The sequence below is a fragment of the Micromonospora mirobrigensis genome (assembly GCF_900091555.1).
GTDB classification, from domain to species: Bacteria; Actinomycetota; Actinomycetes; order Mycobacteriales; family Micromonosporaceae; genus Micromonospora; species Micromonospora mirobrigensis.
The window spans coordinates 1,045,263-1,070,110 of the sequence record NZ_FMCX01000001.1; the positions used below are offsets into that span (position 1 = coordinate 1,045,263).

Genomic DNA, 24,848 nt, shown 5'->3' on the forward strand with positions numbered 1-24,848 from the left:
GCTCCTCACGGGACCGTGAGGGCGGGCCACCGGAAGAGTACGACACCAACGGGGCGGGGACAACGGGTCGGCGGCTGCGAGGCGAGCCTGACGGCCACTACCGCCTGGCTGAACGGGCTGGCATGTTGGGACGGTGCAGGGACCAGCGGCTGACCGGCCGGCCGCCAGCCTCGGAGCGGGCCGCCGGCTGCTGGCCGCCGTCGCGGTGGTCTGCCTGGCGCTGGGCAGCGCGGGCGGCCTGCTCGCGGTCAGCACGTACCGGGCGGATCGGGCCGCCGCCGTCGAGCAGGTCCGGCTGCGCTGCCAGGCCGTCGCCGCCAACGTGTACGGCAGCCGGATCGCCCTGGTCCGGCTGCTCGCCGCCGTGGCCACCGGGCAGGTCTTCGTCGACGCCGACCGGGCCGCCGTGCAGCGCCGGCTGGGGCTGCTGAAGGTCGACGACCTCGGCCTGACCGGCGGGGTCACCTGGCTCGACCGGTACGGCGTCACCCGGGTCGCCACCCGGGGCGCGGTGGACGTGCCGGCCGGGGGCACCTGGTGGCAGGACGTGGTCGCCGGGGCGGAGTGGACCACCAGCCCGGCGCTCACCTCGCCCGCCTTCACCGGCGAGGTGGTGGTCTTCGCGGTGCCGACCCGCGGCCCGGACGGCCGGGTGAACGGCGTGCTGGCCGGCGGGTGGAGCATGTCGTGGGTGCGGGAGCGGGCCGCGATCCAGGCGACGCAGATCGGGTCGGAGTTCTACGGCCCGGGCACCGACCTGCTGGTGGTCGACCGGGCCGGGCAGCTGATCGTGGGTCCGGGGCTGACCGTCACCCGGGACGTGCACGACAGCGACGCCTACCGGCGGCTGGCCACCGGCGGGCCGGAGTTCGCCACCGGTGCCGGTCGGGTCGGGCTGGGGCTGAGCGGCCGGTCCGACCGGATCGCCGGTTGGACCCGGATCGGGCGGTTCGGCGAGTACGTGGTGTTGGAACGGTCCGCCGCGGAGGCGTTCCGCCCGGCGGGGCGGCAGCTGACCGGTTCACTGGGCGGGATCGTGCTGCTGGTCAGCCTGGCCCTGGTCAGCGGCGGTCTGGCCGGCCGGCGGATCGACCGGCTCACCGCCGAACGGGACCGGCTGCACCAGGCCGAGCACGACGCGGTGGTCGACCTGCAACGCTGGCTGCTCACCGAGGACCTGCCGGCCGGGACGGTGGGTCGCTACCTCCCGGCCCCGTCGGTGCTCAACGCCGGGGGCGACTGGTACGACAAGATCGCCCTCGGCGACGGCCGGCACGCCCTGCTGGTCGGCGACGTGGTGGGGCACGGGGTGAAGGCGGCCCTGGCGATGGGGCAGCTGCGCACGGCGGCGCGGGCCCTGGCCGCCCGGGTGGCCGGGCCGGCGGCGCTGTTGACCGAGTTGGACAGTTACGTCGCCGCCCTGCCCGACGTGGTCTTCTGCACCGCCGCCTGCGTGGTCGTCGACCCGTCCGCCGGCACCCTCCGGTACGCCCTGGCCGGGCATCCGCCGCCGCTGCTGCGCCGCACCGACGGCACGGTGGTCCGGCTGGCGGTGACCGGCCGGCCGCTCGGGGTCGCCGGCCGGCCCCGCGTCGAACAGGAGCTGGCCGCCTCCGCCGACGAGCTGCTGGTGCTCTACACCGACGGGCTGGTCGAGACGCCGGGCGAGGTGATCGACGCCGGGATCGACCGGCTCGCCGCGGCGGTCGCCGCCGAGGGCGCCGGCGGGGACGGCTGGACCGGGCAGCTCATCACCGCGGCCCGACACGGTCGCCCGGCGGGTGACGACATCGCCCTGCTCTGCTTCCGCCTGCCGGCCGCGCCGGCCGGTGCGCGGGTCGCCAGCCGGGCGCCGGTGGTGGTCCCGACCGACCCGGAGGCAGAAGGTTCAGTCGCGGATTGACGGGTAGCAGGGCCCTCAACCACCGTCCGCACCGGTAAGGGGCCCCCAGATGAGCCATCACGAGACCGCAGACCATCAGGACGTCGTGGACGTCCTGACCGCCGACCACCGCGAGGTGGAGGCCATCTTCGTCGAGCTGGAGACCCGGCAGGGCACGCCGGAGCACCGCCGGCAGCTGGCCGACGTGGTGATCGCCGAGCTGGTGCGCCACTCGATCGCCGAGGAGGCGTACGTCTACCCGGCCGCCCGCAAGGCGCTGCCGGACGGCGACCAGCTCGCCGAGCACGAGATCTCCGAGCACGCGGACGCCGAGCGGACCATGAAGGAGCTGGAGTCGCTCGACCCGTCGGACGCCCGCTTCGACGAGCTGCTGGCCCACCTGACCAGCACGATCCGCCACCACGTGCAGGACGAGGAGACCGACCTCTTCCCGCGGCTGCGCGCCGCGTGCGCCCGGGAGGAGCTGGTCGAGCTGGCCGGCAAGGTGCAGGCGGCCAAGAAGGCGGCGCCGACCCGGCCGCACCCGGCCGCCCCGGACCACCCGCCGGCGAACAAGCTGCTCGCCCCCGGCACCGGTCTGGTCGATCGGCTGCGCGACGCGCTCTCCGGCCGGCCGACCTCGATGGCGGAGCTGCGCGAGAAGCAGTCCTCCTGACCCTGTTCCGACGCGGCCACGCCCCTCGGGGCGTGGCCGCGTCGCGTTCAGCGGGTCGACGGGTAGGGGTCCGGCGGCCGCTCGAAGAAGGACTCCAGCACCACGACGGTCTGCGTACCGGTGACGCCCTCGACCTGGAAGAGCCGGCGCAGGGCGGCCTGGAGCTGTTCCGGGCTGCCGACCCGGAGCTTGACCAGCAGCGAGGCCGGGCCGGCGATCACGTGCGCCTCCTCGACCTCGGGCAGCGCGGCGAGGGCGTCCCGGGTGGGCCGGTCGCCCATCCACGCGTTCGCCTCCACCAGCACGAAGGCGAGCACCCCGCGGCCGACGGTGGCCGGGTCCACGTCCACCGTGGTCCGTCGGATCACGCCCTGTTCACGCAGCTTGCGGACGCGTTCGTGGGCGGCGCCGGTGGAGAGCCCCACCGCCGCCGCGAGGGCGGCGTACGACTGGGTCGCGTCGCGCTGGAGGGCGGCCAGCAGCCCCCGGTCCAGGTCGTCCACCGGCAACACCTTCCGTTCGGCGCGATCGGCTCATGCCGACTCTTGTTCGGCAATGATAGCTTCAGGCCGAATCCCAGTCACTGACGGAGGCGATCGAGGTAGATCGGTTCACCGACCCCAGTTACGGCATCGACAGCGACTACGAGGGGCACCTCGGCGAGAGCGAGATCGGCGGCAACCACGTCTACCGGGTCACCCCCGACGGCGACGTGCGGCGGGTCGCCGACGACTTCGGGCAGCCCAACGGGCTCGCCTTCGGCCCCGACGAGTCCCAGCTGTACGTGGTGGACACCCGTGCCCGGCACCTGCGCCGCTTCACGGTGACCGGGGACGGCGCCCTGCGCGGCGGCGACGTCTTCGCCACCTGCGACGCCGGCTCCTTCGACGGCGTACGCCTGGACCAGGCCGGGCGGGTGTGGGTGGCCGCGCACGACGGCCTGCACTGCTTCGACCCGGACGGGACGCTGCTCGGCAAGCTGCTCCTGCCGGAGGTGGTCGCCAACTTCACCTTCGGCGGCCCGAAGCGCAACCACCTCTACATCTGCGCCTCCAGCTCGCTCTACTCACTGCGGGTCAACGTCAACGGGGTCCGCTACCCCGGCTGGTGACCCGGACGTGCGACTCCCGGGCCACCGTCGCGCGGTGACCCGGGAGTCGGGTGCTGCTCAGCGCGGAGAGGTGTCGCCCTCGCCGGTTCGCTGCTGGGCCATGTCCACGCCCTTGTCGATCTGGTTGTCGTACTTGCCGCCGGTGCGCTGGTCGACCTGGTCGCCGGCCTTGTCCAGGCCCTGGTCGACCTGCTTGTCGTGCTTGTCGGCGAAGTCCTGCGCCTTGTCCATGAAGTCACTCATGTCGCGTCTCCTCCAACTCGGTGTACTTTCTGCCTTCCCTCGGGTCCGGACCGCAAACACCCGCCGGGGCCGTACGATCGCAGCCGTCTCCTCCCCCGAAGGGGCTTCCCGCCGTGCCGCGACGCCACCGCCTGACCGCCGCCCTCCTCGCCCTCGCCGTGGCCGCCGGCTGCGACACCGCCCCGCCGGACCGGCCGGACGCACCGGCCCGCTGGGCCGACCCGGCGGCGACCGGGCCGTCCACACCGGCCCGGCCGCCCGCCACCACCCGCTCCCCCACCGCCTCCCCGTCGCCGACGGCCGCCCCGGTCAGCTGCCCCGACCCCCGGCCGGCCCCGGACACCGCCCGTGAACTCGACCTCAGCAGCGCCGGCTACCTGGGCGGCTCCGGCGAGGACAGCGCCAACGCGGTGGACGTGACGCCGCGCTGCGAGATCGTCGTGGGTGGACGCTTCACCGACGTGCGCGGCGGCGTCACCACCACCCTCGGCCGCGGTCCCGGCGCGGTGCTGCGCCTCGACGGCACCGGGCGCCGGCTGCTCGGCGTCACCCGGCTGGCCGGAACGGTCGCCGACCTGGAGGTGCGCCGGCCCGGCGGGGAGATCGCCGTGGCCACCGACCGGGGCGTCGCGCTGCTCGACCCGACGGCCCGCGCCGTGCGCTGGCAGCGCCCCGGCGCCGCCGAGCGGGTGTCCGTCGGCACCGCCGGCACCGTCGCCGCCGTCGTGGGCGGGCAGGTCAAGGTGTACGACCGGACCGGCGCGCCGCTGGCCACCGTGCGGCCGGACGGGCGGACGGTGCACGACGTGGCCGTCGACGACCGGCACGACCTGGTCCTCGTCGGCGGCTACCGCCAGGTGAACGCGCCGCCCTGCGGAACCGTGCAGATCCCCTGGCTGCACGGGTACGACCGGAGCGGCCGGCTGCGCTGGCGGGCGTACGACCATCCGGCCGGGCAGCTCGGCGACCGGTGCGCCGACAGCCGGGTGGAGCGGGTGGCGCTGGGCCGGGACGGCAAGCTCTACCTGGCCGGGCTGACCGACGGCGGGAACAGCGTCTTCGGCCGCTCCGCCGCGGACCTCGGCCGGGACGCCCCCAACGTCGGCGCCGACAAGTACGCCCAGCCGTTCAACACCGGCAACGCCCAGCAGACGTACCTGGCCCGGTTCGACCCGGCGTCGGGGCGGCAGCTCGCCGGCACGTTCCTGCTGGCCCGGATCGCCAGCAAGGGGGACCGGGGGAACACGATCACCCCGTCCGCGGTCACCGCCGACGAGCAGGGTCGGGTGTACGCGGGCGGGGTTTCCGCGTACCAGATCGCCGACCGGGACCGGATCACCCTGAACGGGCGGCGACTCGCCCCGTACGCGGGTGGCGACGCCTGGGTGCTGGTGCTCTCGGCCGACCTGCGCCGGCGTACCACCTGGGTGGTGCTCACCGACGGCGGCGCCGGCACGGTCCGCGCGGTGGCCGCGGGCTCGGGGATCGCGGCGGTGGCGGCCCGGGTCGACCGCGGCCCCTTCCACCGCGGCCCGGGCGGGCGGTCCACGGCGAGCGGCGGCTACCTGGCGGCCTGGCCCGGTCTACGCTGAGCGGGCGGGTGTCGCGGCGACGCCGATCGGGTATCGACCCGCCGTGACCGAGGAGACCGGTGTGGGCGGGGACGACGGGCGTACGCCCGAGGTGACGGCGGCGGGCGTGCGGCCCGGGCCGCGACAGGCCTGGGCGGCGCTGCCCTGGCTGGTCCGGACGGCGGTGGCGTGGAGCGCCTGCCTGATCGTGGTGATCATCGGCCTCTACCTGGTCGGCAAGGTGGCGGTGCTGCTGGCGCCGCTGGCCATCGCCCTGGCGGTCACCCTCTTCCTGGCCGCGCTGCTCGACCCGGTGCTGCTGCTCCTGCGGCGGCTGCGGGTGCCCGGTGCGCCGGCGGCCCTGCTCACCATCCTGCTGCTGCTCGGCATCCTGGTCGGCGTGGGCGTGCTGGTGTGGCGGCTGACCGCCGCCCAGTTCGGTGAGCTGAGCGACCAGCTCGGTGCGGGCCTGCAACGCAGCCGGGACTTCGTCACCTCCACCCTGCCGGTCTCCGACGCCCAGCTGGACAAGCTGATCGACCAGGTCCGGTCCGGTTTCGGCGGTGGTTTCGACCCGGTCGGCGGGGCACGGACGGCCGCCGAGGTGGCCGGCTCGACGCTACTCGCCCTGGTGCTGCTCTTCTTCCTGCTCAAGGACGGCCGGTCGATGTGGCGCTGGGTGCTGCGCCGGCTGACCGGCCCGAACCGGGACGTGACCGCCGAGGCCGGCCGGGCCGGCTGGCGGACCCTCGGCGCGTACAGCCGGGGCACGATGATCATCGCGGCGATCGACGCGATCGGCATCGGCCTGGCCCTGGTGCTGCTCGGCGTGCCGCTGGCCCTCCCGCTGGCGCTGATCACCTTCCTGGGCGGCTTCATCCCGATCATCGGTGCCACGGTGGCCGGCGCGGTGGCGGTGCTGGTGGCGCTGGCCGCGAAGGGGCCGACCACGGCGCTGCTGGTGCTGGCCGCGGTGATCGCCGTCCAGCAGATCGAGGGCAACCTCCTCGAACCACTGATCATGAAGCGTCAGGTGCAGCTGCACCCGGCGGTCATCCTGGTGGTGGTCACCGCCGGCACGCTGATCGCGGGCATCGCCGGCGCGTTCGTCTCGGTGCCGATCGCCGCCGTCGCCTACCGCGTCGTCGACACCGTCCAACGCCATCGCGAACGGGTAGCCGCCGCCACTCCCCGCTCAGCGGGGTAGGTGCAGGGCGAACCAGGTGGCGGCCTGGTCGGCCACCTGGTCCAGCGTGCCGGGCTCCTCGAAGAGGTGCGTGGCGCCGGGGACGATCCGCAGCTCACCGGGGTCGCCCAGCTTCACCAGGGCCTCCTCGTTGAGCGTGATCACCTGCTCGTCCAGGCCACCGACCAGCAACAACGTCGGGGCCTGCACCCGCTCCAGCGCGGCGCCGGCCAGGTCCGGCCGGCCACCTCGGGAGACCACCGCGCCCACCCGGTCCGGTCGGGCCGCCGCCGCGACCAGGGCCGCCGCGGCACCCGTACTGGCCCCGAAGAGGCCGGTCGGCAGCGGACCCACCTCCGGCTGACCGGCCATCCAGTCCACGATCGCGGCCAGCCGGTCGGCCAGCATCCCGATGTCGAAGCGCAGCTCGGCGGTCCGGGCGTCCACCCGGTCCTCCGCCTCGGTCAGCAGGTCGACCAGCACCGTGGCCAGGGCCCGGTCGTGCAGCACCCGGGCCACCGCCGTGTTGCGGGGGCTCTTGCGGGAGCTGCCGCTGCCGTGCGCGAAGAGCACCACCCCCACCGGGTCGTCCGGGATCACCAGATCGGCGGGGAGCCCGTCCCCGGCCACCGGGATCAGCGCCGCGCGCGTCTCCATCTCCGACCTCCGCAACCCCGGGCGGATGCCGCCCGGCGCGCCCCGCATACCCCGGGGTCCGCACCGCTCACCTGCTGCGCGTACGCATCGGCAGCTGCTCGCACATCGGGGTGGCCGCCCGGTCCCAGACACTGCCCTTCAACGCCACCGGATACCGGACCTCCCGGGCCCCGCCGTCGGCCGCCACCGCCGAGAACCGCACCGACAGCGGCTCCGCCCCGGACAGCGCGCCGCACTCGATCAGCACCTCCACGTCCAACCGCCCCACACCACCGGGACGCAGCAGCCGGGACCGGCCCGTGTCGCGAACCAGCACACCCGGCTGCCGGGCCTGCGCCGACCGCACCTCGACCGCCGCCGGCCCGGCGTTGACCAGCTCCAGCTGGCCGTCCAGCCGGATCAGCCGGCCCCGCGCATCTCGGTCGGGGATGCGCCGGGCAGCCTCGGACTCGTCTGCGCCCGGCGGGCGCGTACCCAGCTCGATGATCACGTCGTCGGCGGCCATCCCGCCAGGGTATGCCGCAGGCCCGCCCGCCGAGCGACGGCAGCGGCGGCCGTAAGTGCGCGCGAGTCCGATACCTCAGGGTCATCAATATGACTCTGAGGTATCACTCGATCGGCTTCTTGCGCTCCGCCGGCAACGCCGACCACAGGCATCATGGCCCGCCCACGGGCGCTCGGGTGGGTGGCGCGGCGGTCGTTTGGGTGCGGGGTGATCGGGAAGGCGACGGGGGACCGACCCGGCGCAGCCGCGCCCCGACGGATCGCGAGGATCGCCATGGCCCAGCAGCAGGACAAGCCCCGGCAGCAGACCGCCCAGCGGGACCGCCGCGAACAGGACGCCGAGCGCGGTCGGGACTGGGCGGACGAGGCGGCGCAGGCGCGTACCGCCGACGATCCGCGGACGGCCGCCCCGCGCGACGCCGCGGGCCGCCCGTCCAACGGACGCCAGTTCTGATCCTGACCCCGCCGCGCGGGCCGCAGGGCCCGCGCGGCGGGGTCAGACCGCGTTCTCCGGCAGCCGCAGCAGCGGTTCCCGCCCCGGCGGCTGCTCGGGTGGCGGGCCGGCGGCCTCGGCGGGCGGCACCGGCACGGTGACGGGTTGGGCGGTGGTGACCCGGATCCGCTCGTCGTGGTGCCGCAGCTCCAGCTCCGAGCCGGAACCGCCGTTGCGCAGCGAGTACGTCGTCTGGTGCGGTCGCACGTCGACCCGCAGCCGCATCCCCCGCCACTGCAGGGAGAACTCCAGCCGGCTCAACCGGCTGGAGAGCCGGGGCGCGAACGAGAGCGTCCCGTCGTGGTCGCGCAGTCCACCGAAGCCGGCGACCAGCGCGATCCACGCGCCCGCGAGCGATGCCATGTGTACGCCGTCGCGGGTGTTCTCGTTGAGGTCGTGCAGGTCCATCAGGGCGGCCTCGCGCAGGTAGCGGTGGGCCAGTTCGGGGTGCCCGACCTCGGCGGCCATCACCGCCTGGGTGCACGCCGACAGCGACGAGTCGCGGACGGTACGCCGCTCGTAGTAGAGGAAGTTGCGGACCTTCTGCTCGGGGGTGAACGCGTCCCCCCGCCAGTGCATGGCCAGCACCAGGTCGGCCTGCTTGACCACCTGCTTGCGGTACAGGTCGAAGTACGGGTAGTGCAGCAGCAGCGGGTACTTCTCGGCCGGTGTGTGCTCGAAGTCCCACTCCTGCAACCGGGTGAAGCCCTCCACCTGCTCGTGCACGTCGAGCCCGTCGTCGTACGGGATGTGCATGGCGTGCGCGGCGTCCCGCCAGGTGGCGGCCTCCTCCTCGCTGACCCCCAGGTCGATGGCCTGGTCCCGGTAGCGCATGGCGCAGTCGGCGGCGGTGAGGAGGTTCCGCTGGGCCATCAGGTTGGTGTAGACGTTGTCGTTCTTGACGGCGGTGTACTCGTCGGGGCCGGTCACCCCGTCGATGTGGAACCGGCCGTGCCGGTCGTGGTGGCCCAGCGAGCGCCACAGCCGGGCGGTCTCCACCAGCAGCTCCAGGCCGATCTCCCGTTCCAGCCCCTCGTCGCCGGTGGCGAGCACGTAGCGGCGCATCGCGTCGGCGACGTCGGCGGCGACGTGGAAGGCGGCGGTGCCGGCCGGCCAGTACGCCGACGACTCCGGCCCCTCGATGGTCCGCCACGGGAAGGCGGCTCCGTGCAGGTTCAACGTCCGGGCCCGCTCCTGGGCCTGGTCGAGGATCGAGTACCGCCAGTACAGGGCGTCCCGGGCCGCGTTGGGCTGGGTGTAGGTGAGCACCGGCAGGACGAACATCTCGGTGTCCCAGAAGGCGTGCCCGTCGTACCCGGGGCCGGTGAGGCCCTTGGCGGAGATCGGCCGGCGTTCGGCGCGGGCGCCGGCCTGGAGCACGTGGTAGAGCCCGAACCGGACGGCCTGCTGCACCTCCGGGTCGCCCTCGACCCGCACGTCGGCGGCATCCCAGAACTCGTCGAGGTATTCCCGCTGGGCCCGGCGCAGCCCGTCCCAGCCGTCCAGCCGGGCGGCGGCGAGCGCCGCGCCGACCTGGTCGCGCAGGGCGGGCAGGGACCGGCGGCTGGACCAGCCGTACGTCAGGTACTTGACCACCCGCAGCGTCTGGCCGGGCTTGAGCACGCAGCCGACGGTGGTGCGGACCCAGTCCTCGTACCCCTCGGACTCGATGGTGGTGCGTTCCGGGCCGTGCACGTCGTGGGCCATCGCGGCGGCAACCCGCAGTCCGCTGACCTTGGTGCGGTGGATGAGCAGGCCGCCGTCGTCGGTGGTCAGCTCCTCCTCGGCCTGCAACGGCGACTCCAGCACGGCGGCCACCCGCGGGTCGCGGCTCTGCGCCGGCAGGGTCTCGTTGGCGACCAGCTCGGACTGGAGGATCAGCCGCAGCGGGCCGTCGACGGCCTCCACCTCGTAGTGGATGGCGGCCACCGATCGCTGGGTGAACGACACCAGCCGGGTGCTGCGGACCTTGACCTCCCGGCCGGCCGGGGAGCGCCAGTGCAGCTCCCGGTGCAGGGTGCCGGCGCGCAGGTCGAGCACCCGCTCGTGGGAGAGGAGTTCGCCGTACCGCACGTCGAGCGGTTCGTCGTCGACCAGCAGCCGGATCAGCTTGCCGTTGGTGACATTGACGATCGTCTGGCCGGACTCGGGAAAACCGAAACCCGCCTCCGCGTACGGCAGGGGCCGCAGCTCGTAGAAGGAGTTGAGGTAGGTGCCGGGCAGGCCGTGCGGCTCGCCCTCGTCGAGGTTGCCGCGCAGCCCGACGTGCCCGTTGGAGAGGGCGAAGACCGACTCGGACTGGGCCAGCACGTCCATGTCCAGCCGGGTCTCCCGGACGTGCCAGGGCTCGACCGGGTACGCCCGTTCCCGGATCACCGGGCGACCCCGTCCAGCAGTTGGGCGAGGTCGGTGACGACCACGTCGGCGCCGTGCTCGCGCAGCGCGTCGGCCTGGCCGACCCGGTCCACGCCGATCACGTACCCGAAGTTGCCGGCCCGGCCGGCCTCCACGCCGGCCAGCGCGTCCTCGAAGACGGCCGCGTTGGCGGGGTCGACGCCGAGCAGTTTCGCCCCGGCCAGGAAGGTGTCCGGGTGGGGCTTGCCGCGCAGCCCCTCGGAGCGGGCGACCACCCCGTCGACCCGGGCCTCCAGCAGCGGTTCCAGCCCGGCGGCGGCCACCACGTCGCGGCAGTTGGCGCTGGCCGAGACCACCGCCCGGCGCAGCCCGGCGTCGGCGGCGGCCTTGAGGTAGCGCACCGAGCCTTCGTACGCGTCGACGCCGTCGGTGTGGATCCGCTCGAGCAGCAGCACGTTCTTGCGGTTGCCCAGCCCGTTGACGGTCTCCGCCTCCGGCGGGTCGTCGGGGTCCCCCTCGGGCAGGGTGATGCCCCGGGAGGCGAGGAAGGTGCGGACGCCGTCGGCGCGGGGGCGACCGTCGACGTACCGGTTGTAGTCCGGGCCGGGGTCGAACGGCCGGAACGGCTCGCCTGTGGTCTCGGAACGGTGCCGCAGGTACGCGTCGAAGGTCTCCGCCCAGGCGGCGTTGTGGACCTTCGCGGTCTGCGTCAGCACACCGTCCAGATCGAAGAGACATGCGGTGACGTGCGCGGGTAGGCCCAGCATGGTGCGAATCTATCCACCGGAGGGGCCGGGCAAACCCGATTCGCCCGGCGCGGCGAGTCAGCGGTTGGGGCGTAGCGTCCAGACCACCGTCAGTAGCGAGGTGACGGTGCCGTCCTCGGTGCCGATCTCGACCACGACCGGGAACTCCGGCCGCCTGCCGGCGTCCAGCTCGGCGAGGACGTCGGCGACCGGCCGGCCGAGCCGCGCGGTGGCCAGCACCGGCCCCATCGCCACCTTCTTGTACGCGATCTCCGCCGTGACGGCCAGCGGCACCGCCCGGTCCAGCACCGGCGTGAAGGCGGCCAGCACCACGGCGCCGGAGGCGGTCTCGCCGAGGGTGAACATGGCGCCGGCGTGCGGGCCGCCGACGTGGTTGTGGTGCTCGGGGGCGTCCGGGAGGCGGACGACGGCACGTACGCCTCCGTCGGCCTCCGGGGCCACCTCGACGAATTCGATTCCGAGCGTACGGGCGAACGGCACTGCCTCCAGCAGACCTGCCGCCACCTGGCGAGAGTCGATGGACATGCCCGAACGCTACTCGCCAGTAACTTGCGGTGCAAGGAGGGGCCCCTTGTTAACGCCTCCGGTATAGCAGGGGCCCCCTATTAACACCCCAACCGCGCCCGCGTACCCCGGACGAGCAGTCATGATCAGCCACCGACTGCCGCAGCCGGGCGACGGCCCGCCTGCGGACCGGCCCCGGCCCTACCCGCACCAAGCCCCGCCGCACACGCCGCTGCGGCCGATGTGGTGCTGCCGGGCCTGCGGGCGGCCGTGGCCGTGCCCGGACGCCCGGCTGCTGCTCAAGGCGGAGTACGCCGACAACCAGGTCGGCCTGTCGCTCTACCTGTGCGGGCTGCTCTACGAGGCGGCGCGCGACCTCTACCGGCTGAACCCCGACGGCGGCCCGTCACCGGCCGAGCTGTTCCAGCGGTTCGTGGCCTGGGGCCCCTACCGCCGCCGGCCGGCCGACCCGTGAGCCGGGGCGTTAAGAAGGGGCCCCTGCTATACGAAATGCGTTAACAGGGGGCCCCTCCTTACACCTCAGCGCCAGCCGACGTCGATGCGGTCGCCGCGCTCGTCGAAGAAGTGCAGCGCGTCCATCCGGACCTGCACGGCCAGCGGCGCCCCCGCCGACACCGCCGGGTACGGCGCCAGCCGCACCGCCAGCTCGGCCGGCCGGCGGTGGTGCCGGCCCGGGTCGGGCAGCACACTGGTCCGGTTGCCGGACCCGGACACCGGCTCCGGCTGTGACTCGCCGGCGCGCCCCTTCAGCCGCTGCATCACCTGGCCGAACCGGCGCAGCCCGCGCTGCCCGGGCGGGGCGTCGTCGACCGCGCCGCCCATCTCGTCGACCATCACGGCGGTGGCGCCGATGTCGAGGAAGGCCAGCGACTCGTGCCCGTGGTGTTCCAGGTAGCGGATCCGGCCCTGGAGCACGTCGCCGGGGGTGTCCGGGGCGACCGGGGTGAGCGCCTCGGCCCGCATGCCGACCACGATCCGCTCCCCGTGGTAGTGCGCGACGGCCCGGCTGCGGATGTCGTCCCAGGGCAGGTAGAGCGCCTGGTCGCCGAGGGTGAGGGTGACGTACCGGTCGAGGTGGACGTAGACCGACGCCTCCAGCAGGTTCATCCGCGGGCTGCCCAGGAAGGCGGCGACGTAGAGGGTGGCCGGGCGGCCGTACACCTGGGTGGGGGTGCCGACGTCCTGGAGCACCCCCTTGCGCATGATGGCCACCCGGTCGGCCATGGTCAGCGCCTCGGCCTGGTCGTGGGTGACGTAGATGGTGGTGACGCCGAGTTCCCGGGTGAGGCCGGAGATCTCCGCGCGCAACTCGGCGCGGAGCCCGCTGTCCAGGTTGGAGAGCGGCTCGTCCATCAGGAACAGGCCGGGCCGGCGCACTATCGCCCGCCCCATCGCCACCCGCTGGCGTTGGCCGCCGGAGAGCTGGCTGGGCTTGCGGCCGAGCACGTCGCCGATGCCCAGCGCGCTGGCCACGTCCTGGATCCGTTCCCCGCGCGGGTTCGGCTCGACGCCGGCCAGCCGCAGCGGGAAGCCGATGTTGTCCCCGACGGTCATGTGCGGATAGAGGGCGAAGTCCTGGAAGACCATGGCGATCCGCCGCTCGCGGGGCGGCAGGTCGTTGGCGACCTCCCCGTCGAGCATCACGGCGCCGGAGGTCGGGTCCTCCAGGCCGGCGACCATCCGCAGCACCGTCGACTTGCCGCAGCCCGACGGACCGAGCAGCACCATGAACTCGCCGTCGTTGACGTCGAGATTGACGGCGTCCACCGCGAGTGTGCCGTCCTGGAACACCTTGGTGACATCCTTGAGCGCGACGGTGGTCACCGTCTCCTCCCCCACGTCGTCTGGCCGAACCCGCGATTGACTGTGACCAGGATCATTCGATCAGCACATCGGGTAAACGTTCCATGTTCGGCTCGTGACGGCCCCGTTACCGACGCGCCGCGAGAGCGTACGGCACCACTGCTGGTCAGGGGCACCCCGTATCGAATGCCGGACCGGGATCGGCACGTTCGGTGACCGGGGCCGCCGGTTCGTCCAGAAAGACGCGACGGGCCACCCGTTCCGCCGCGTGCCCGTCCTCCAGCGCGCAGAACCGCTCCCGGAAGCGCCGCCTGGCGGCGGTGGCCTCCGCCCCGGTGACCGCGCCGGAGCGGAACGCCTCCAGCAGGCCGGCGAAGTCGCCGGCCACCGCCCCCGGCGGCTCGGCGGTCACATCGAAGTAGACCCCCCGGGCCAGCCGGTACGCCTCGTGGTCCGGGGCGTACACCACGATCGGGCGGTCCAGGACGGCGTAGTCGAACATCGCCGACGAGTAGTCGCTGACCAGCACGTCCGCCGCCAGGTACAGCTCCTCCACCGGGTCGTGCCCGCTGACGTCGGCGACCCGGGCGACGGCCCGTCCGGGCTCGGGTCGCCGCCGGTCGTGGAAGTAGTGGCTGCGCATCAGCACCCGCCCGGTCGGGCCGAGCGCGTCACGCAGCCGCTCCGGATCGAACGAGGGCCGGTAGTCGGGCAGGTGCTCGCGGTGCGTCGGGGCGTAGAGCACCACCCGGTCGTCCGGGCCGATGCCGAGCCGGGCGCGGGCGGCGCGTACCTCCTCGGCGGTGGCGGTGACCAGCCGGTCGTTGCGCGGGTAGCCCACCTCCAGCGTGGTGTACGCCGCCGGGTAGGCCCGCTCCCACATCTGGCTGGAGAAGCTGTTCGCGCTGATGCTGTGGTCCCACCGGTCGATCCGGCGCAGCAGCTTCGCGAAGTCCATCCCCAGCGCGCCGAGCGGGTAGCGCTGCTGATCGAGCCCCATCACCTTGACCGGGGTGCCGTGGTGGGTCTGCACGTGCACCGAGCCGGGTCGCTTGTGGACGAAGTCGGGGAAGTTCACGTTGTTGACCAGCCAGCGGGCCCGGGCCAGCGCCCGGTAGTAGGCCAGCGTGCCGGCCACCACGTACTCCACCCCGGGCGGCAGGGTGGCCACCTTGTCGGGGCGGACGATCCACACCCCGCGCACGTGCGGGGCCAGCCGGCGGGCGGCGGCGTAGATCGCGGCCGGGTTGCAGGCGTAGCCGCGGTACCAGTAGGCGGCGTAGAGGGCCAACGTCGGGTCGATCGGCCGGCGCAGCTCGGCCAGGTAGTACTCGTAGCGCAGGGCGTCCCGACCGAGCCGGGCGGCCCGCCGGACCACCGGGGTCACCCGTCGCCGGGCCGTCCCGGCCGCCGCGCGGGCCCGGTCGGCGGCGAGCAGCGCCCGGTACGCCGGCCACCGCCCGGCCGCCACCAGCCGGTGCCGCAGCCCCTCCGGCCCCGCCGGCACCGGATACCCGCCCGCCGGCAACCACCGGGTGTACGCGGCGACGAGCCGGGCGAAGAAGACCGGCCGCAGGTCGGGGGCGATCCGTTCCCCGTTGCCGAGCACGCAGAGGCAGTGCCAGACCATCCGTTCGAAGACCACCGACCGCAGCGGGTCCACCGCCGGCCCCTGACCGTCCAACCAGCGGAACACCCGTTCCCACTGGTCGATGGCCTCCAGGTGGCGGTCGCCCCGGGTCCGGGTGATCGCCCCGAGCCGCCGCTGCCGGTAGTTGACGCAGACCCGGTCCAGCACGCCGATCCGCCCGGCGGCGAGCAGCACCGGGTAGCTGAACGGCACGTCCTCGTACCAGCCGGTCGGGAAGCGCAGCCCGAGGTCGACGAGGAAGTCGCGGCGGACGATCCGGTTCCACGCGGTGTGCAGCAGGCGCAGCGCCTCGGGGCGTTCCCGCAGCGGGAAGGTCTGCTCGCCGGGCGGGTCGGGGAAGACCTCGGCGAGGACGCTGGGGATCGGCCGGTCGTCCCAGCGCCGCCGCACGTGGTCGACCAGGAGCACGTCGGGGCGGGTGCCACGCAGCCGGTCGGCCACCGCGGGCAGGCAGTCGGGTTCGAGCCAGTCGTCCCCGTCGAGGAACCAGACGTACGCGCCGTCGGCCCGGTCGAGGCCGACGTTGCGCGCCGGGCCGAGGCCGGCGTTGGTTTCCAGGTGTACGGCGAGCACCCGCGGGTCGCGGGCGGCGTACTCGTCGATGATGGCGCCGCAGGCGTCCGGTGAGGCGTCGTCGACGGCGACCACCTGGAGGTCGTCGACCGGCTGCCCGAGGATCGAGTCCAGGCACTCGCGCAGGTAACCCTGCACCCGGTGGGCCGGTACGACGATGCTGAGCAGGGTCATCGGCCGTCCCTCCGTCCGGGAACAGCACCACTCTAATCGCCACGGATGACAACAAGAGCGGCTAATCGCCCAAGCTCAGCACTCGATCACGTTGACCGCGAGGCCGCCGCGCGCGGTCTCCTTGTACTTGACCTTCATGTCGGCGCCGGTCTCCCGCATGGTCTTGATGACCTTGTCCAGCGAGACGTGGTGCACCCCGTCGCCGCGCAGCGCCAGCCGGGCGGCGGTGATCGCCTTGATGCTGGCCACCGCGTTCCGCTCGATGCAGGGGATCTGCACCAGGCCGCCGACCGGGTCGCAGGTGAGCCCGAGGTTGTGCTCCATCCCGATCTCGGCGGCGTTCTCCACCTGCTCCGGGGTGCCGCCGAGCGCCTCGGCCAGCCCGCCGGCGGCCATCGAGCAGGCCGAACCGACCTCGCCCTGGCAGCCGACCTCGGCGCCGGAGATCGACGCGTTCTCCTTGAACAGCACCCCGATCGCGCCGGCGGCGAGCAGGAAGCGCACCACCCCCTCGTCGGAGGCGCCCGGCACGAACCGGGTGTAGTAGTGCAGCACCGCCGGGATGATCCCGGCCGCGCCGTTGGTGGGGGCGGTGACCACCCGGCCGCCGGCGGCGTTCTCCTCGTTCACGGCCAGCGCGAAGAGCGTCACCCAGTCCATCGCCCGCAGCGGGTCGGTGGAGTCGGCCTCCTCGGCCAGGCTGCGGCGCAGCTCGGCGGCGCGGCGGCGGACCTTCAGCCCGCCGGGCAGCACCCCGTCCCGCTCGCAACCGGACTCGACGCACTCCCGCATCACCCGCCAGATCTCCAGCAGGCCGTCGCGGATCTCCGCCTCGCTGCGCCAGGACCGCTCGTTGGCGAGCATCACCTCGCTGATCGACAGCCCGGTGGCGGAGGTCACCTCGAGCAGCTCGGCCCCGGTGTAGAACGGGTACCGCACGGCGGTGGTGTCCGGCTTGATCCGGTCCGCCCCGGCCGCCTCCTCGTCGACCACGAACCCGCCGCCGACCGAGTAGTACGTGCGGGCCCGCAGCTGCGCGCCCGTCGCGTCGTACGCGGCGAAGGTCATCCCGTTCGGGTGGTACGGCAGCGAGCGACGCCGGTGCAGCACCAGGTCACGGTCCGGGTCGAAGTCGATCTCGTGGGCGCCGTGCAGGGCGATCCGCCGCTCGGCGCGGATCCGGGCGACCCGAGGGCCGACCGAGTCGGTGTCGACCGTCTCCGGCGCCTCCCCCTCCAGCCCGAGCAGCACCGCCCGGTCGCTGCCGTGGCCGTGGCCGGTGGCGCCCAGCGAGCCGAACAGCTCGGCGCGGACCCGCGTGGTGTCGCTGAGCAGGCCGTCGGCCTTGAGCCCGGTCACGAAGGTACGGGCGGCCCGCATCGGACCCACGGTGTGCGAACTCGACGGGCCGATGCCGACGCTGAAGAGGTCGAAGACACTGATCATGGCTGCACTTCCTCGCCGCCGTCCCCGTCGTGCGGAGCCCGGCCCGGGTGGTGACCGCCCTGGTCAGGGCGGCGCTCGGAGCCGTCCGGGGTGTGGCCGGCCCGACCGGCGAGCCTACCTCCCCCCGTCAGGTACCCGCCCCCGCCGCCCACCACGCCCGTCCGTCCGTCGGCCACCCACCGGCCGACAGCGGATGTCGGAGGTCGCAGCGCCCGCCTCGTCGAGCGGGCACGGCGGGTGGCCTGATCCGTCGCGCCCCCTTTCGACCTGATGACGCAAACGGATCAGACCGGGGGCCTGGTCGACTCCGCAGACAGGGCGACCACGGACCGGGCCCGACGACCCAGCCCACCACGAACCCACGAGCCCGGACGATCCGCCCGGGCTCCAAGACCGGCCGGCCCCGGACCGGTGCCGTCACGCAGCGTCGCGAACCGCGGACCCGGCAAGCCCCGACGATCCCGCCCAGGCCCCCCCAGGCCGGGTCTCCACCAATCCGGCGAGCCCCGACGGTCGGGCCGGACGCCCGGGCCGGGCTGTCGCCTGCGATCAGTGAATCGTCTACGCCATCAGCTCGAAAGGCTTCGCCACAGGTGCCGCCCGGGGAGACGCAGCGGGCGCTGACGCCGGTGACCCGATGTGGTGGTCGTCCTCTTCCACCGGGCCGCAGGCGTTGGCGGGGCGCGACCCGGGTAACTCCCTACGGGTACGGGGCCGCCGGATCCACCCGGAGACGGAGGGCGAGGTGGCCTCCGCTCTCTACCGTTGGACACAGCGCGGCGGACAGCCGCGCAGAGTGGGAGTACGACGATGAACCGCAAACTGGTCCGCCCCCGTGAGGGACGCATGCTCGCCGGTGTCTGCGCCGGCCTGGCCCGTCGCTTCAACACCTCCGCCGGTCTGATCCGGCTGCTCTTCATCCTGTCCCTGCTGCTGCCCGGCACGCAGGTCATCGTCTACCTGGTCCTCTGGGTGCTGATGCCGAACGAGGACAAGTACAACACCCGCTACTGACCGACCCGTCGGGAGGCCGCGAGGGGTTCACCCTCGCGGCCTCCCGCGCTGTCAGGGTGCGGTGTAGGTGACGGTCACCTTCTCGTAGCCCAGCGACCGGAGCAGCCCCTCCAGCATCTTGCGGGTGTTCTGCTCGGCGCGCTGGCTCAGGCCGCTGTCCCGCGCCGCCCCGGTGATCCGCTCCTCGGCCAGCTTGTAGACCTGCTGCTGCCGGTTCGGGTCGTTGCCGACCAGGTCACCCAGGCGGTTGAGCAGGCCGCGCTGCTCGGCGAAGACATAGCTCTTGTCCAGGTCGAGGTTGGTCTCGCCGAGCTGCGGCGCGGGCAGCTTGATCTCGACGGACTTCCCGTCGGCGGACTCCACGATCGCCCCCTCGGAGATCTTCGAGAAGTCGACGTACGCCTCGACGCTGCCCGCCCCGACGAAGAGGGTGCGCTCGTTGAGCAGGAAGTCCGGCACGTTGGTCCGGTCCTTCTGGGTGTCCACCACCACCTGGAAGTTGCCCTCCGCGGCGACGTAGCGGCTGAGGTCCTGGATCGACTTCAGCAGCGGCGGCTGGCTGCGGTCGGTCTGCTGCTCGGCGAACGGGTTACGGAAGTGCGGGAAGATGCCGGTGGCCTGGGTGGCGAGCAGCGCCACCAGCACCAGCGCCGCCGCGCCGAGCACCCAGAGCAGGCCCCGGGTCGGCGCGCCCGGCCCCCGGGGAGCGGCCGACGGTGGCGGCCCGCCGGGGCCGGCGGGGTCGTCCAACCGTCGCTCCAGGTCCGTCCCGGTCGGATATTCCGGGTATTCCCTGGTGGGTTCGTTGATGTCACCGTCGCGGGCCATCGCCCTCACCGTCCTCGTGGCAGTACATCGACTGGTGATGACGGTACGGGCACCGTGCGACACCCGCGCGGCGAGCGCCCCGAACGGGTGAACGCGCAGCTCAGGCGAACGCGGAGACGCCGGTCAGGGTCTGCCCGATGACCAGCTGGTGGATCTCCGAGGTGCCCTCGTAGGTGAGCACGCTCTCCAGGTTGTTGGCGTGCCGCATGATCGGGTATTCACCCGAGACGCCGTTGGCGCCGAGGATCGTGCGGCACTGCCGGGCGATCGCCAGCGCCTCCCGCACGTTGTTCAGCTTGCCCACGCTGACCTGCGCCGGGCGCAGCGACCCGGCGTCGGCGAGCCGGCCCAGGTGCAGCGCCAGCAGCAGGCCCTTGTTCCACTCGACGGCCATGTCGGCGAGCTTGGCCTGGGTGAGCTGGAAGCCGGCCAGCGGCCGGCCGAACTGGGTGCGGGTGGTCGCGTACTCCAGGGTGGTCTCCAGGCAGTCGCGGGCCGCGCCGAGCGCGCCCCAGACGATGCCGTGCCGCGCCTCGGTCAGGCAGCTCAGCGGCGCCTTCAGGCCGACCGCCTCGGGCAGTCGGGCGTCCGCCGGGAGGCGGACGCCGTCGAGGACGACCTCGCCGGTCAGCGACGCGCGCAGCGACATCTTGCGCCGGATCTCCCGGGCGGTGACCCCCGGCGTGTCCATCGGTACGGCGAAACCGCGCACGCCGTCGTCGGTGCGGGCCCAGATCACCGCGACGTCGGCGATCGGCGCGTTGGTGATCCACATCTTGGCGCCGTCGAGGATCCAGTCGTCGCCGTCGCGGCGGGCCCGGGTGGCCATCGACGCCGGGTCGGAGCCGTGGTCCGGCTCGGTCAGCCCGAAGCAGCCGATCGCCTCGCCGGTCGCCATGGCGGGTAGCCAGCGCTGCTTCTGCTCCTCACTGCCGTAGCGCCAGATGGCGTACATGGCCAGCGAGCCCTGCACCGAGACCAGCGAGCGGACCCCCGAGTCGCCGGCCTCCAGTTCCAGGCAGGCCAGCCCGTACGCGACGGCGGAGGCGCCGGCGCAGCCGTACCCGGTCAGGTGCATGCCGAGCAGGCCGAGCTTGCCGAACTCGCGGGCCAGTTCGCGGGCCGGGACCTGGCCGTCCTCGTACCAGCCGGCGACGTGCGGGCGTACCCGGTCGTCGACGAGCCGGCGCACGACGGCGCGGATCTCCCGCTCCTCCTCGCCCAGCGACGCGTCGATGTCCAGCAGGTCGAGTGCGGTCATGCGGTGCCGGCCGCGCATGTCCTCACGGCCCTCGCTCCGCTCGGTGCGTTCGGTCATGCGGCCCACCTTAACGAAGACTCAGGAACGCGTCACTCCACCGGGGTGCCGAGCACCAGCACCCGGGCGTGGATCTGGTTGCGCTGCTGCAACGCCGCCCGCAGCGCCCGGTGCAGGCCGTCCTCCAGATAGAGGCCGCCGTTCCACTGCACCACGTGCGGGAAGAGGTCGCCGTAGAAGGTCGAGTCCTCGGCGAGGAGCTTGTCCAGCGCCAACTCCCGCTTCGTGGTGATCAACTGGTCCAGCCGCAGCGGGCGCGGCGGGATCTCCGCCCACTGCTTGAGCGTGTAGTTGTGCTCCGGGTAGGGACGTCCGTCCCGGACCGCTCTGAAAATCACGGCACGCTCCCCTCCCCCGTGTCGGATCGTGCCAGCCTAACCGCCGTCGTCCCGCCGCGTTCAGTTCCACCGCCCGCGGCGGACCACCTCGCTCACCGGACGGCGCCCCCGGCGCAACGACGGCGAGCGATGGTCCGGCGCCCGGTAACCCACCGTGACCGCGCCGATCGGCTGGTATTCCGCCGGCACCCCGAACGCCTCCCGGTACGCCTCGGTCCGCTGCGGCGGGATGCCGAAGAAGCACGCCCCCAGCCCCTCGTCGACGGCGGTGAGCAGCATCAACAGGGCCGCGAAGCCGGTGTCGACGTACCAGTAGGGCACCGGCCAGCGCTCCGTCGACCGGTCCGCCCAGCCCTTGTCCGCCTCGGCGTACCGCTCCAGGTAGGCGGAGCGGTTGGCGTGCGGGATCACGATCAGCGGCGCCCGGCGCATGCCGGCCAGCCAGCGTTCCCGGCCCCCGCCGCCCGGGGTGGCCGCCGCCCAGAACCGCTCCCGGTCCGCCGGCTCCTCCAGCACCAGGAAACCCCAGCCCTGCGCGAACCCCGCCGAGGGCGCCCGGACGGCGTGCTCCAGCAGCCGGTCCACCACCTCCGGCGGGACCGGACGGTCCGGGTCGTAGTTGCGGACCATCCGCCGCCGCCGGACGACCTCGGCGAACTCCACGGTCAGGCCGCCGTCGGGCGGACGCCCCAGACACCCCGCCAGCTGCCGCCCGGGTCCAGGGTGATCAGGTCGCGGCCGGAACGGAACGCGTCCGGCGGGCAGGTCATCGGCTCCACGGCCACCGACCGGCGGTGCCGATCCCCGTTCAGGGTGTCCCCGGTGAACACCTGCCACCAGCCGAACTCGGCGTCCGCCCAGATCGCCACCCCGGCGCCGTCCGCGCCGGTCAGCGTCACCGCGGAGCCACCGTCGGCGTCCCGCTCCACCTGGCCGAACGCGACGTCCAGCACCGCGTGGCCGATCCGCCGCGGCTCGGTGAAGTCGTACTCGGTGCCGGCCACCGGGGTCGCACCGACCGGCAGCAGCCGGGAGTCCAACTGGAGCCGGGTACGCCCCGGCACCCGCATCGCGATGTCGTCCACCGCCACCCCCGGCACGAAGAGGTAGGGGTGCACCGAGAAGCCGAACGGCGCCGCCTCGGCGGACAGGTTGGTCACCTCGTGCTCGGCGCGCAGGCCGTCCGCGCCCACGCTCCACCGGGTCCGCAGCCGCAGCGCCCACGGGTAACCGGGCGTCGGGGGCAGGTCGTGCTCCACGGTCACCGCGTCGGCGACCTCCTCGACCAGCCGCCAGGACGCCCAGTTGACCAGGCCGTGGATCGCGTTGTGCGTGGCCGGCTCGGTCAGGTCCAGCTGCAACGACCGCTCACCGAAGGTGTACGCGCCGTCCCGGATCCGGTTCGGCCACGGCGCCAGCACCTGGCCGGCGCAGCCCGGGCAGATCTCGTCGGCGTCGTACCCGTCGAGGAGGTCGACCCCGTCGTACCGGTAGCTGCGGACCCCACCGCCGACCTCCACGATGACGGCCTCGTGCCCGGCGGCGGAAATGGTCCACTGTGCCCCGGACGGGGGTCGCGGCGAATTGTCCATGCCGCGACCCTAGTCGGTCCCACGTTCAGTCGTGGTGGGCCGTGGTGACCGAGCGGTAACGCAGCAGCACCGGGAAGGCCACCACCAGCACCACCGTCAGCACCCCGGCGGCCAGTCCGCCGCCGACCCAGGCCACCCCGGCGCCACCGAACGCCGCCGCCGTCGTACCGGCCCGCAGGTCGCCCAGGCGCGGGCCACCGGCGACCACCACCGTGTTCACCCCCTGGAGCCGGCCGCGCATCCGGTCCGGGGCGTGCACCAGCAGGATGGACTGCCGCAGCACCGCGCTGACCAGGTCGGCCGCGCCGGCCACCGCGAGCAGCGTCACCATCAGCCAGAGCTGGTGGGCCAGCCCGGCCACCGCGATCGCGGCGCTCCAGCCCAGCACCGCCACCACCAGGGCCAGCCCCTGCCGGCGCATCCGGCCGATCCAGCCGCTGGTCAGCCCGCCGAGCATCGCGCCGATGGCGATCGCGCTGTAGAGCCAGCCCACCGACGCGCCGCCGCCGAACCGGTCCTCGGCGATCTCCGGGAAGAGCGCCCGGGGCATGGCCAGGATCATCGCGATCAGGTCGATCACGAAGGAGAGCAGCAGGATCCGGGTGGCGGCCAGGTAGCGGAACCCGTCGATGATGCCGGCGATGCCACCCCGGCTCGCCTCGCCGTCGGCGGCCGGCTCCGGCGGCATCGCCGGCAGCCGCAGGGTCGCCACCACCAGGCCGGTGAAGAGCAGCGCGTCCGCCGCGTACGCGATCGGCAGGCCCGTCCCGGTCCCGGCGGCGGCGAAGATCAGGCCGGCGGCCAGCGGCCCGAAGACCGACGCGGCGGTGAAGGTGGTGTAGTTCAGCGTGGTGGCCGCCGGCACCAGGTCGGCCGGGAGCAGCCGGGGCAGGATCGCCACCCGGGCCGGCGAGCTGACCGCGAACGCCACCGAGTGCACCGCCACCAGTGCCAGCAGCAGGCCCGGGCTGCCCACCCCGAGCAGCGCCTGGCCGAGCAGCGCCAGCACCGAGCACCAGAGCAGCGCCGACCCGCCCAGCAGCACCCGGCGCCGGTCCCGGGCGTCGGCCACCGCACCACCCCAGAGCCCGAACACCAGCAGGGGTACGAAGGCGGCGACGCCCAGCATGCCCACCCAGAACGAGTCCCGGGTCAACTCGTACATCTCCACCGGCACGGCGACCGTGGTGAACTGGAAACCGAACATGGCCAGCGTGTTGCCGAGCCACAGCCGGCGGAACGCGGGCACCCGCAGCGGGCGCAGGTCGATCGCCCAGCGGCGCGCCGCGCGCGGCCGGGCCTCCTTGACACCGGTCACGGCGCCAGCCGCTCGATCGCCCAGTCGCCGTCGACCCGGCGGAACACCAGCCGGTCGTGCAGCCGGCTGGCCCGGCCCTGCCAGAACTCCACCGACTCCGGCCGGACCCGCAGCCCACCCCAGTGCGGCGGCGCGGGGATCTCCTCGACGTCGGCGAACCGCTGCGCCACCGCCCGGTACGCCTCGTCCAGCTCCGCCCGGCCGGTCACCGGCCGCGACTGGGTGCTCGCCCACGCCCCGAGCTGCGAGCCGCGCGGCCGGCTGGCGAAGTACGCCTGCGTCTCGGCCCGGCCCACCGGCTCCACCCGCCCGGCGACCACCACCTGTCGCTGCATGGCGAACCAGGGGAAGACCAGGCTGGCGTACGGGTTGGCGAGTGCCTCGGCGCCCTTGCGCGACCCGTAGTTGGTGTAGAAGACGAAGCCCTCCGGGTCGTACCCCTTGAGCAGCACGGTCCGCCCGCTGGGCCGGCCCTGCGCGTCGGCGGTGCCGACCACCATGGCGTTCGGTTCGGGCAGCCCGGCGGCGACCGCGTCGGCGAACCAGCGGTCGAACTGGGCGTGCCAGTCCCCGGCCAGGTCGGCCTCGGTCAACCCCAGGTCGGCGGCGTACTCGTGCCGCATGCCCGCCGGGACGGGTGTGTTGCCTGTCACAGCTCGTCTCCCCCTCGTGCGGCCGTCCGCGCCCTCCGGTCGCTGGCCAGCCCGTACCGTCCAGTCTTGCCGACGTGTTACGGCCGGGCACCTCGGGGGATGTCGCGTGCGGCACAGTCGCGGTGGGTCGCGCGCTCGGTTACCCAGCAGGCAAGATGTCACGAACACAT

General features: G+C 73.8%; 24 protein-coding genes and 1 pseudogene. 8 read left to right on the forward strand and 17 right to left on the reverse strand.

Annotated elements, in window-relative coordinates:
- Positions 1-133: 133 nt before the first annotated feature.
- Together GA0070564_RS04895 and GA0070564_RS04900 are read left to right on the forward strand one after the other, a co-directional pair.
- A complete protein-coding gene (locus GA0070564_RS04895) occupies positions 134-1,903 on the forward strand; it encodes a PP2C family protein-serine/threonine phosphatase (RefSeq protein ID WP_091603040.1) in 1,770 nt (589 codons plus the stop codon).
- Between the two features lie 49 nt (positions 1,904-1,952).
- Positions 1,953-2,558, forward strand: a complete 606-nt coding sequence (locus GA0070564_RS04900) for a hemerythrin domain-containing protein (protein WP_091603043.1) — start codon at positions 1,953-1,955, stop codon at positions 2,556-2,558.
- Positions 2,559-2,605: 47 nt separating this feature from the next.
- Here the strand turns inward: GA0070564_RS04900 and GA0070564_RS04905 are convergent, their stop codons facing one another.
- Positions 2,606-3,061, reverse strand: coding sequence for an Lrp/AsnC family transcriptional regulator (locus tag GA0070564_RS04905; RefSeq protein ID WP_091604572.1), 456 nt, complete (start codon positions 3,059-3,061; stop codon positions 2,606-2,608).
- 107 nt (positions 3,062-3,168) lie between these two features.
- On the opposite strand from GA0070564_RS04905, the pseudogene GA0070564_RS04910 reads away from it, so the two are divergent.
- Positions 3,169-3,669 (forward strand): annotated as a pseudogene (locus GA0070564_RS04910) (SMP-30/gluconolactonase/LRE family protein); the annotation flags it as partial.
- A 57-nt stretch (positions 3,670-3,726) separates the two neighbouring features.
- On the opposite strand, the gene GA0070564_RS04915 reads toward GA0070564_RS04910, so the two are convergent.
- The gene (locus GA0070564_RS04915; RefSeq protein ID WP_091603049.1) at positions 3,727-3,912 is read right to left on the reverse strand and encodes an antitoxin; all 186 of its coding nucleotides are present in this window, start codon (positions 3,910-3,912) and stop codon (positions 3,727-3,729) included.
- 113 nt (positions 3,913-4,025) lie between these two features.
- Here GA0070564_RS04915 and GA0070564_RS04920 point away from each other — a divergent pair, with 113 nt between their 5' ends.
- Both GA0070564_RS04920 and GA0070564_RS04925 read left to right on the forward strand, forming a co-directional pair.
- Positions 4,026-5,504: a hypothetical protein gene (locus GA0070564_RS04920; protein ID WP_091603052.1), complete on the forward strand. Its 1,479-nt coding sequence runs from the start codon at positions 4,026-4,028 to the stop codon at positions 5,502-5,504.
- A 43-nt stretch (positions 5,505-5,547) separates the two neighbouring features.
- Positions 5,548-6,690 (forward strand): AI-2E family transporter, encoded by a 1,143-nt coding sequence (locus tag GA0070564_RS04925; RefSeq protein ID WP_245669807.1) that lies wholly within the window; start codon positions 5,548-5,550, stop codon positions 6,688-6,690.
- On the opposite strand, the gene GA0070564_RS04930 is transcribed toward GA0070564_RS04925, so the two are convergent.
- Positions 6,679-7,326 carry a dienelactone hydrolase family protein gene (locus GA0070564_RS04930; RefSeq protein ID WP_091603055.1) on the reverse strand — a complete coding sequence of 216 codons (648 nt, stop codon included), beginning with the start codon at positions 7,324-7,326 and terminating at the stop codon, positions 6,679-6,681. The genes GA0070564_RS04925 and GA0070564_RS04930 overlap by 12 nt on opposite strands.
- Positions 7,327-7,393: 67 nt before the next feature.
- Complete coding sequence (locus GA0070564_RS04935) at positions 7,394-7,831, reverse strand: hypothetical protein (protein WP_091603057.1); 438 nt, start codon at positions 7,829-7,831, stop codon at positions 7,394-7,396.
- Positions 7,832-8,104: 273 nt separating this feature from the next.
- On the opposite strand from GA0070564_RS04935, the gene GA0070564_RS04940 reads away from it, so the two are divergent.
- The gene (locus tag GA0070564_RS04940) at positions 8,105-8,284 is read left to right on the forward strand and encodes a hypothetical protein (protein ID WP_091603060.1); all 180 of its coding nucleotides are present in this window, start codon (positions 8,105-8,107) and stop codon (positions 8,282-8,284) included.
- 42 nt (positions 8,285-8,326) lie between these two features.
- Here the strand turns inward: GA0070564_RS04940 and GA0070564_RS04945 are convergent, their stop codons facing one another.
- Genes GA0070564_RS04945 through GA0070564_RS04955 form a run of 3 tightly spaced genes read right to left on the reverse strand, consistent with a single transcriptional unit; the run spans position 8,327 to position 11,970 of the window.
- Positions 8,327-10,699: a glycoside hydrolase family 65 protein gene (locus tag GA0070564_RS04945; RefSeq protein ID WP_091603063.1), complete on the reverse strand. Its 2,373-nt coding sequence runs from the start codon at positions 10,697-10,699 to the stop codon at positions 8,327-8,329.
- Positions 10,696-11,445 (reverse strand): HAD family hydrolase, encoded by a 750-nt coding sequence (locus GA0070564_RS04950; RefSeq protein ID WP_091603066.1) that lies wholly within the window; start codon positions 11,443-11,445, stop codon positions 10,696-10,698. The genes GA0070564_RS04945 and GA0070564_RS04950 overlap by 4 nt, the downstream gene beginning before the upstream one ends.
- A gap of 57 nt (positions 11,446-11,502) precedes the next feature.
- A complete protein-coding gene (locus tag GA0070564_RS04955) occupies positions 11,503-11,970 on the reverse strand; it encodes a DUF4442 domain-containing protein (RefSeq protein ID WP_091603068.1) in 468 nt (155 codons plus the stop codon).
- A 121-nt stretch (positions 11,971-12,091) separates the two neighbouring features.
- Between GA0070564_RS04955 and GA0070564_RS04960 the strand changes: the two genes are divergently transcribed.
- Entirely contained in the window at positions 12,092-12,424 is a 333-nt protein-coding gene (locus GA0070564_RS04960; protein WP_091603071.1) for a hypothetical protein, read from the forward strand.
- A 65-nt stretch (positions 12,425-12,489) separates the two neighbouring features.
- Here the strand turns inward: GA0070564_RS04960 and GA0070564_RS04965 are convergent, their stop codons facing one another.
- The 3 genes from GA0070564_RS04965 to GA0070564_RS04975 form a co-directional block, all read right to left on the reverse strand.
- Positions 12,490-13,794, reverse strand: a complete 1,305-nt coding sequence (locus GA0070564_RS04965; protein ID WP_091604578.1) for an ABC transporter ATP-binding protein — start codon at positions 13,792-13,794, stop codon at positions 12,490-12,492.
- A gap of 145 nt (positions 13,795-13,939) precedes the next feature.
- Positions 13,940-16,171, reverse strand: coding sequence for a bifunctional glycosyltransferase/CDP-glycerol:glycerophosphate glycerophosphotransferase (locus tag GA0070564_RS04970; RefSeq protein WP_091603074.1), 2,232 nt, complete (start codon positions 16,169-16,171; stop codon positions 13,940-13,942).
- Between the two features lie 75 nt (positions 16,172-16,246).
- On the reverse strand, positions 16,247-17,617 hold the full coding sequence (locus tag GA0070564_RS04975; RefSeq protein ID WP_091603077.1) for an L-serine ammonia-lyase: 1,371 nt from the start codon (positions 17,615-17,617) through the stop codon (positions 16,247-16,249).
- Positions 17,618-18,427: 810 nt separating this feature from the next.
- On the opposite strand from GA0070564_RS04975, the gene GA0070564_RS04980 reads away from it, so the two are divergent.
- Positions 18,428-18,631, forward strand: coding sequence for a PspC domain-containing protein (locus tag GA0070564_RS04980; protein ID WP_091603080.1), 204 nt, complete (start codon positions 18,428-18,430; stop codon positions 18,629-18,631).
- Positions 18,632-18,682: 51 nt separating this feature from the next.
- On the opposite strand, the gene GA0070564_RS04985 is transcribed toward GA0070564_RS04980, so the two are convergent.
- The 7 genes from GA0070564_RS04985 to pdxH all read right to left on the reverse strand — a co-directional run bounded on the left by GA0070564_RS04985 (position 18,683) and on the right by pdxH (position 24,648).
- Positions 18,683-19,459, reverse strand: a complete 777-nt coding sequence (locus GA0070564_RS04985) for a DUF4230 domain-containing protein (RefSeq protein WP_091603083.1) — start codon at positions 19,457-19,459, stop codon at positions 18,683-18,685.
- A 100-nt stretch (positions 19,460-19,559) separates the two neighbouring features.
- Entirely contained in the window at positions 19,560-20,720 is a 1,161-nt protein-coding gene (locus tag GA0070564_RS04990) for an acyl-CoA dehydrogenase family protein (RefSeq protein WP_091604581.1), read from the reverse strand.
- An 89-nt stretch (positions 20,721-20,809) separates the two neighbouring features.
- Complete coding sequence (locus tag GA0070564_RS04995; RefSeq protein WP_091603086.1) at positions 20,810-21,115, reverse strand: type II toxin-antitoxin system VapB family antitoxin; 306 nt, start codon at positions 21,113-21,115, stop codon at positions 20,810-20,812.
- A 60-nt stretch (positions 21,116-21,175) separates the two neighbouring features.
- Positions 21,176-21,778: a nitroreductase family protein gene (locus tag GA0070564_RS05000; RefSeq protein ID WP_091603089.1), complete on the reverse strand. Its 603-nt coding sequence runs from the start codon at positions 21,776-21,778 to the stop codon at positions 21,176-21,178.
- Positions 21,779-21,780: 2 nt separating this feature from the next.
- A complete protein-coding gene (locus GA0070564_RS05005; protein WP_091603092.1) occupies positions 21,781-22,707 on the reverse strand; it encodes an aldose 1-epimerase family protein in 927 nt (308 codons plus the stop codon).
- 25 nt (positions 22,708-22,732) lie between these two features.
- A complete protein-coding gene (locus GA0070564_RS05010) occupies positions 22,733-24,025 on the reverse strand; it encodes an MFS transporter (RefSeq protein ID WP_091603095.1) in 1,293 nt (430 codons plus the stop codon).
- Positions 24,022-24,648: a pyridoxamine 5'-phosphate oxidase gene (pdxH, locus tag GA0070564_RS05015; protein ID WP_091603098.1), complete on the reverse strand. Its 627-nt coding sequence runs from the start codon at positions 24,646-24,648 to the stop codon at positions 24,022-24,024. The genes GA0070564_RS05010 and pdxH overlap by 4 nt, the downstream gene beginning before the upstream one ends.
- Positions 24,649-24,848 lie beyond the last annotated feature (200 nt).

Excerpts from the sequence above, each read along its gene's own strand:
- GA0070564_RS04900 (WP_091603043.1), top strand. The coding sequence starts at position 1,953 with ATGAGCCATCACGAGACCGCAGACCATCAGGACGTCGTGGACGTCCTG.
- GA0070564_RS04915 (WP_091603049.1), bottom strand. The coding sequence starts at position 3,912 with ATGAGTGACTTCATGGACAAGGCGCAGGACTTCGCCGACAAGCACGAC.
- GA0070564_RS04930 (WP_091603055.1), bottom strand. The coding sequence starts at position 7,326 with ATGGAGACGCGCGCGGCGCTGATCCCGGTGGCCGGGGACGGGCTCCCC.
- GA0070564_RS04935 (WP_091603057.1), bottom strand. The coding sequence starts at position 7,831 with ATGGCCGCCGACGACGTGATCATCGAGCTGGGTACGCGCCCGCCGGGC.
- GA0070564_RS04940 (WP_091603060.1), top strand. The coding sequence starts at position 8,105 with ATGGCCCAGCAGCAGGACAAGCCCCGGCAGCAGACCGCCCAGCGGGAC.
- GA0070564_RS04950 (WP_091603066.1), bottom strand. The coding sequence starts at position 11,445 with ATGCTGGGCCTACCCGCGCACGTCACCGCATGTCTCTTCGATCTGGAC.
- GA0070564_RS04955 (WP_091603068.1), bottom strand. The coding sequence starts at position 11,970 with ATGTCCATCGACTCTCGCCAGGTGGCGGCAGGTCTGCTGGAGGCAGTG.
- GA0070564_RS04960 (WP_091603071.1), top strand. The coding sequence starts at position 12,092 with ATGATCAGCCACCGACTGCCGCAGCCGGGCGACGGCCCGCCTGCGGAC.
- GA0070564_RS04970 (WP_091603074.1), bottom strand. The coding sequence starts at position 16,171 with ATGACCCTGCTCAGCATCGTCGTACCGGCCCACCGGGTGCAGGGTTAC.
- GA0070564_RS04975 (WP_091603077.1), bottom strand. The coding sequence starts at position 17,617 with ATGATCAGTGTCTTCGACCTCTTCAGCGTCGGCATCGGCCCGTCGAGT.
- GA0070564_RS04980 (WP_091603080.1), top strand. The coding sequence starts at position 18,428 with ATGAACCGCAAACTGGTCCGCCCCCGTGAGGGACGCATGCTCGCCGGT.
- GA0070564_RS04985 (WP_091603083.1), bottom strand. The coding sequence starts at position 19,459 with ATGGCCCGCGACGGTGACATCAACGAACCCACCAGGGAATACCCGGAA.
- GA0070564_RS04990 (WP_091604581.1), bottom strand. The coding sequence starts at position 20,720 with ATGACCGCACTCGACCTGCTGGACATCGACGCGTCGCTGGGCGAGGAG.
- GA0070564_RS05005 (WP_091603092.1), bottom strand. The coding sequence starts at position 22,707 with ATGGACAATTCGCCGCGACCCCCGTCCGGGGCACAGTGGACCATTTCC.
- pdxH (WP_091603098.1), bottom strand. The coding sequence starts at position 24,648 with ATGCGGCACGAGTACGCCGCCGACCTGGGGTTGACCGAGGCCGACCTG.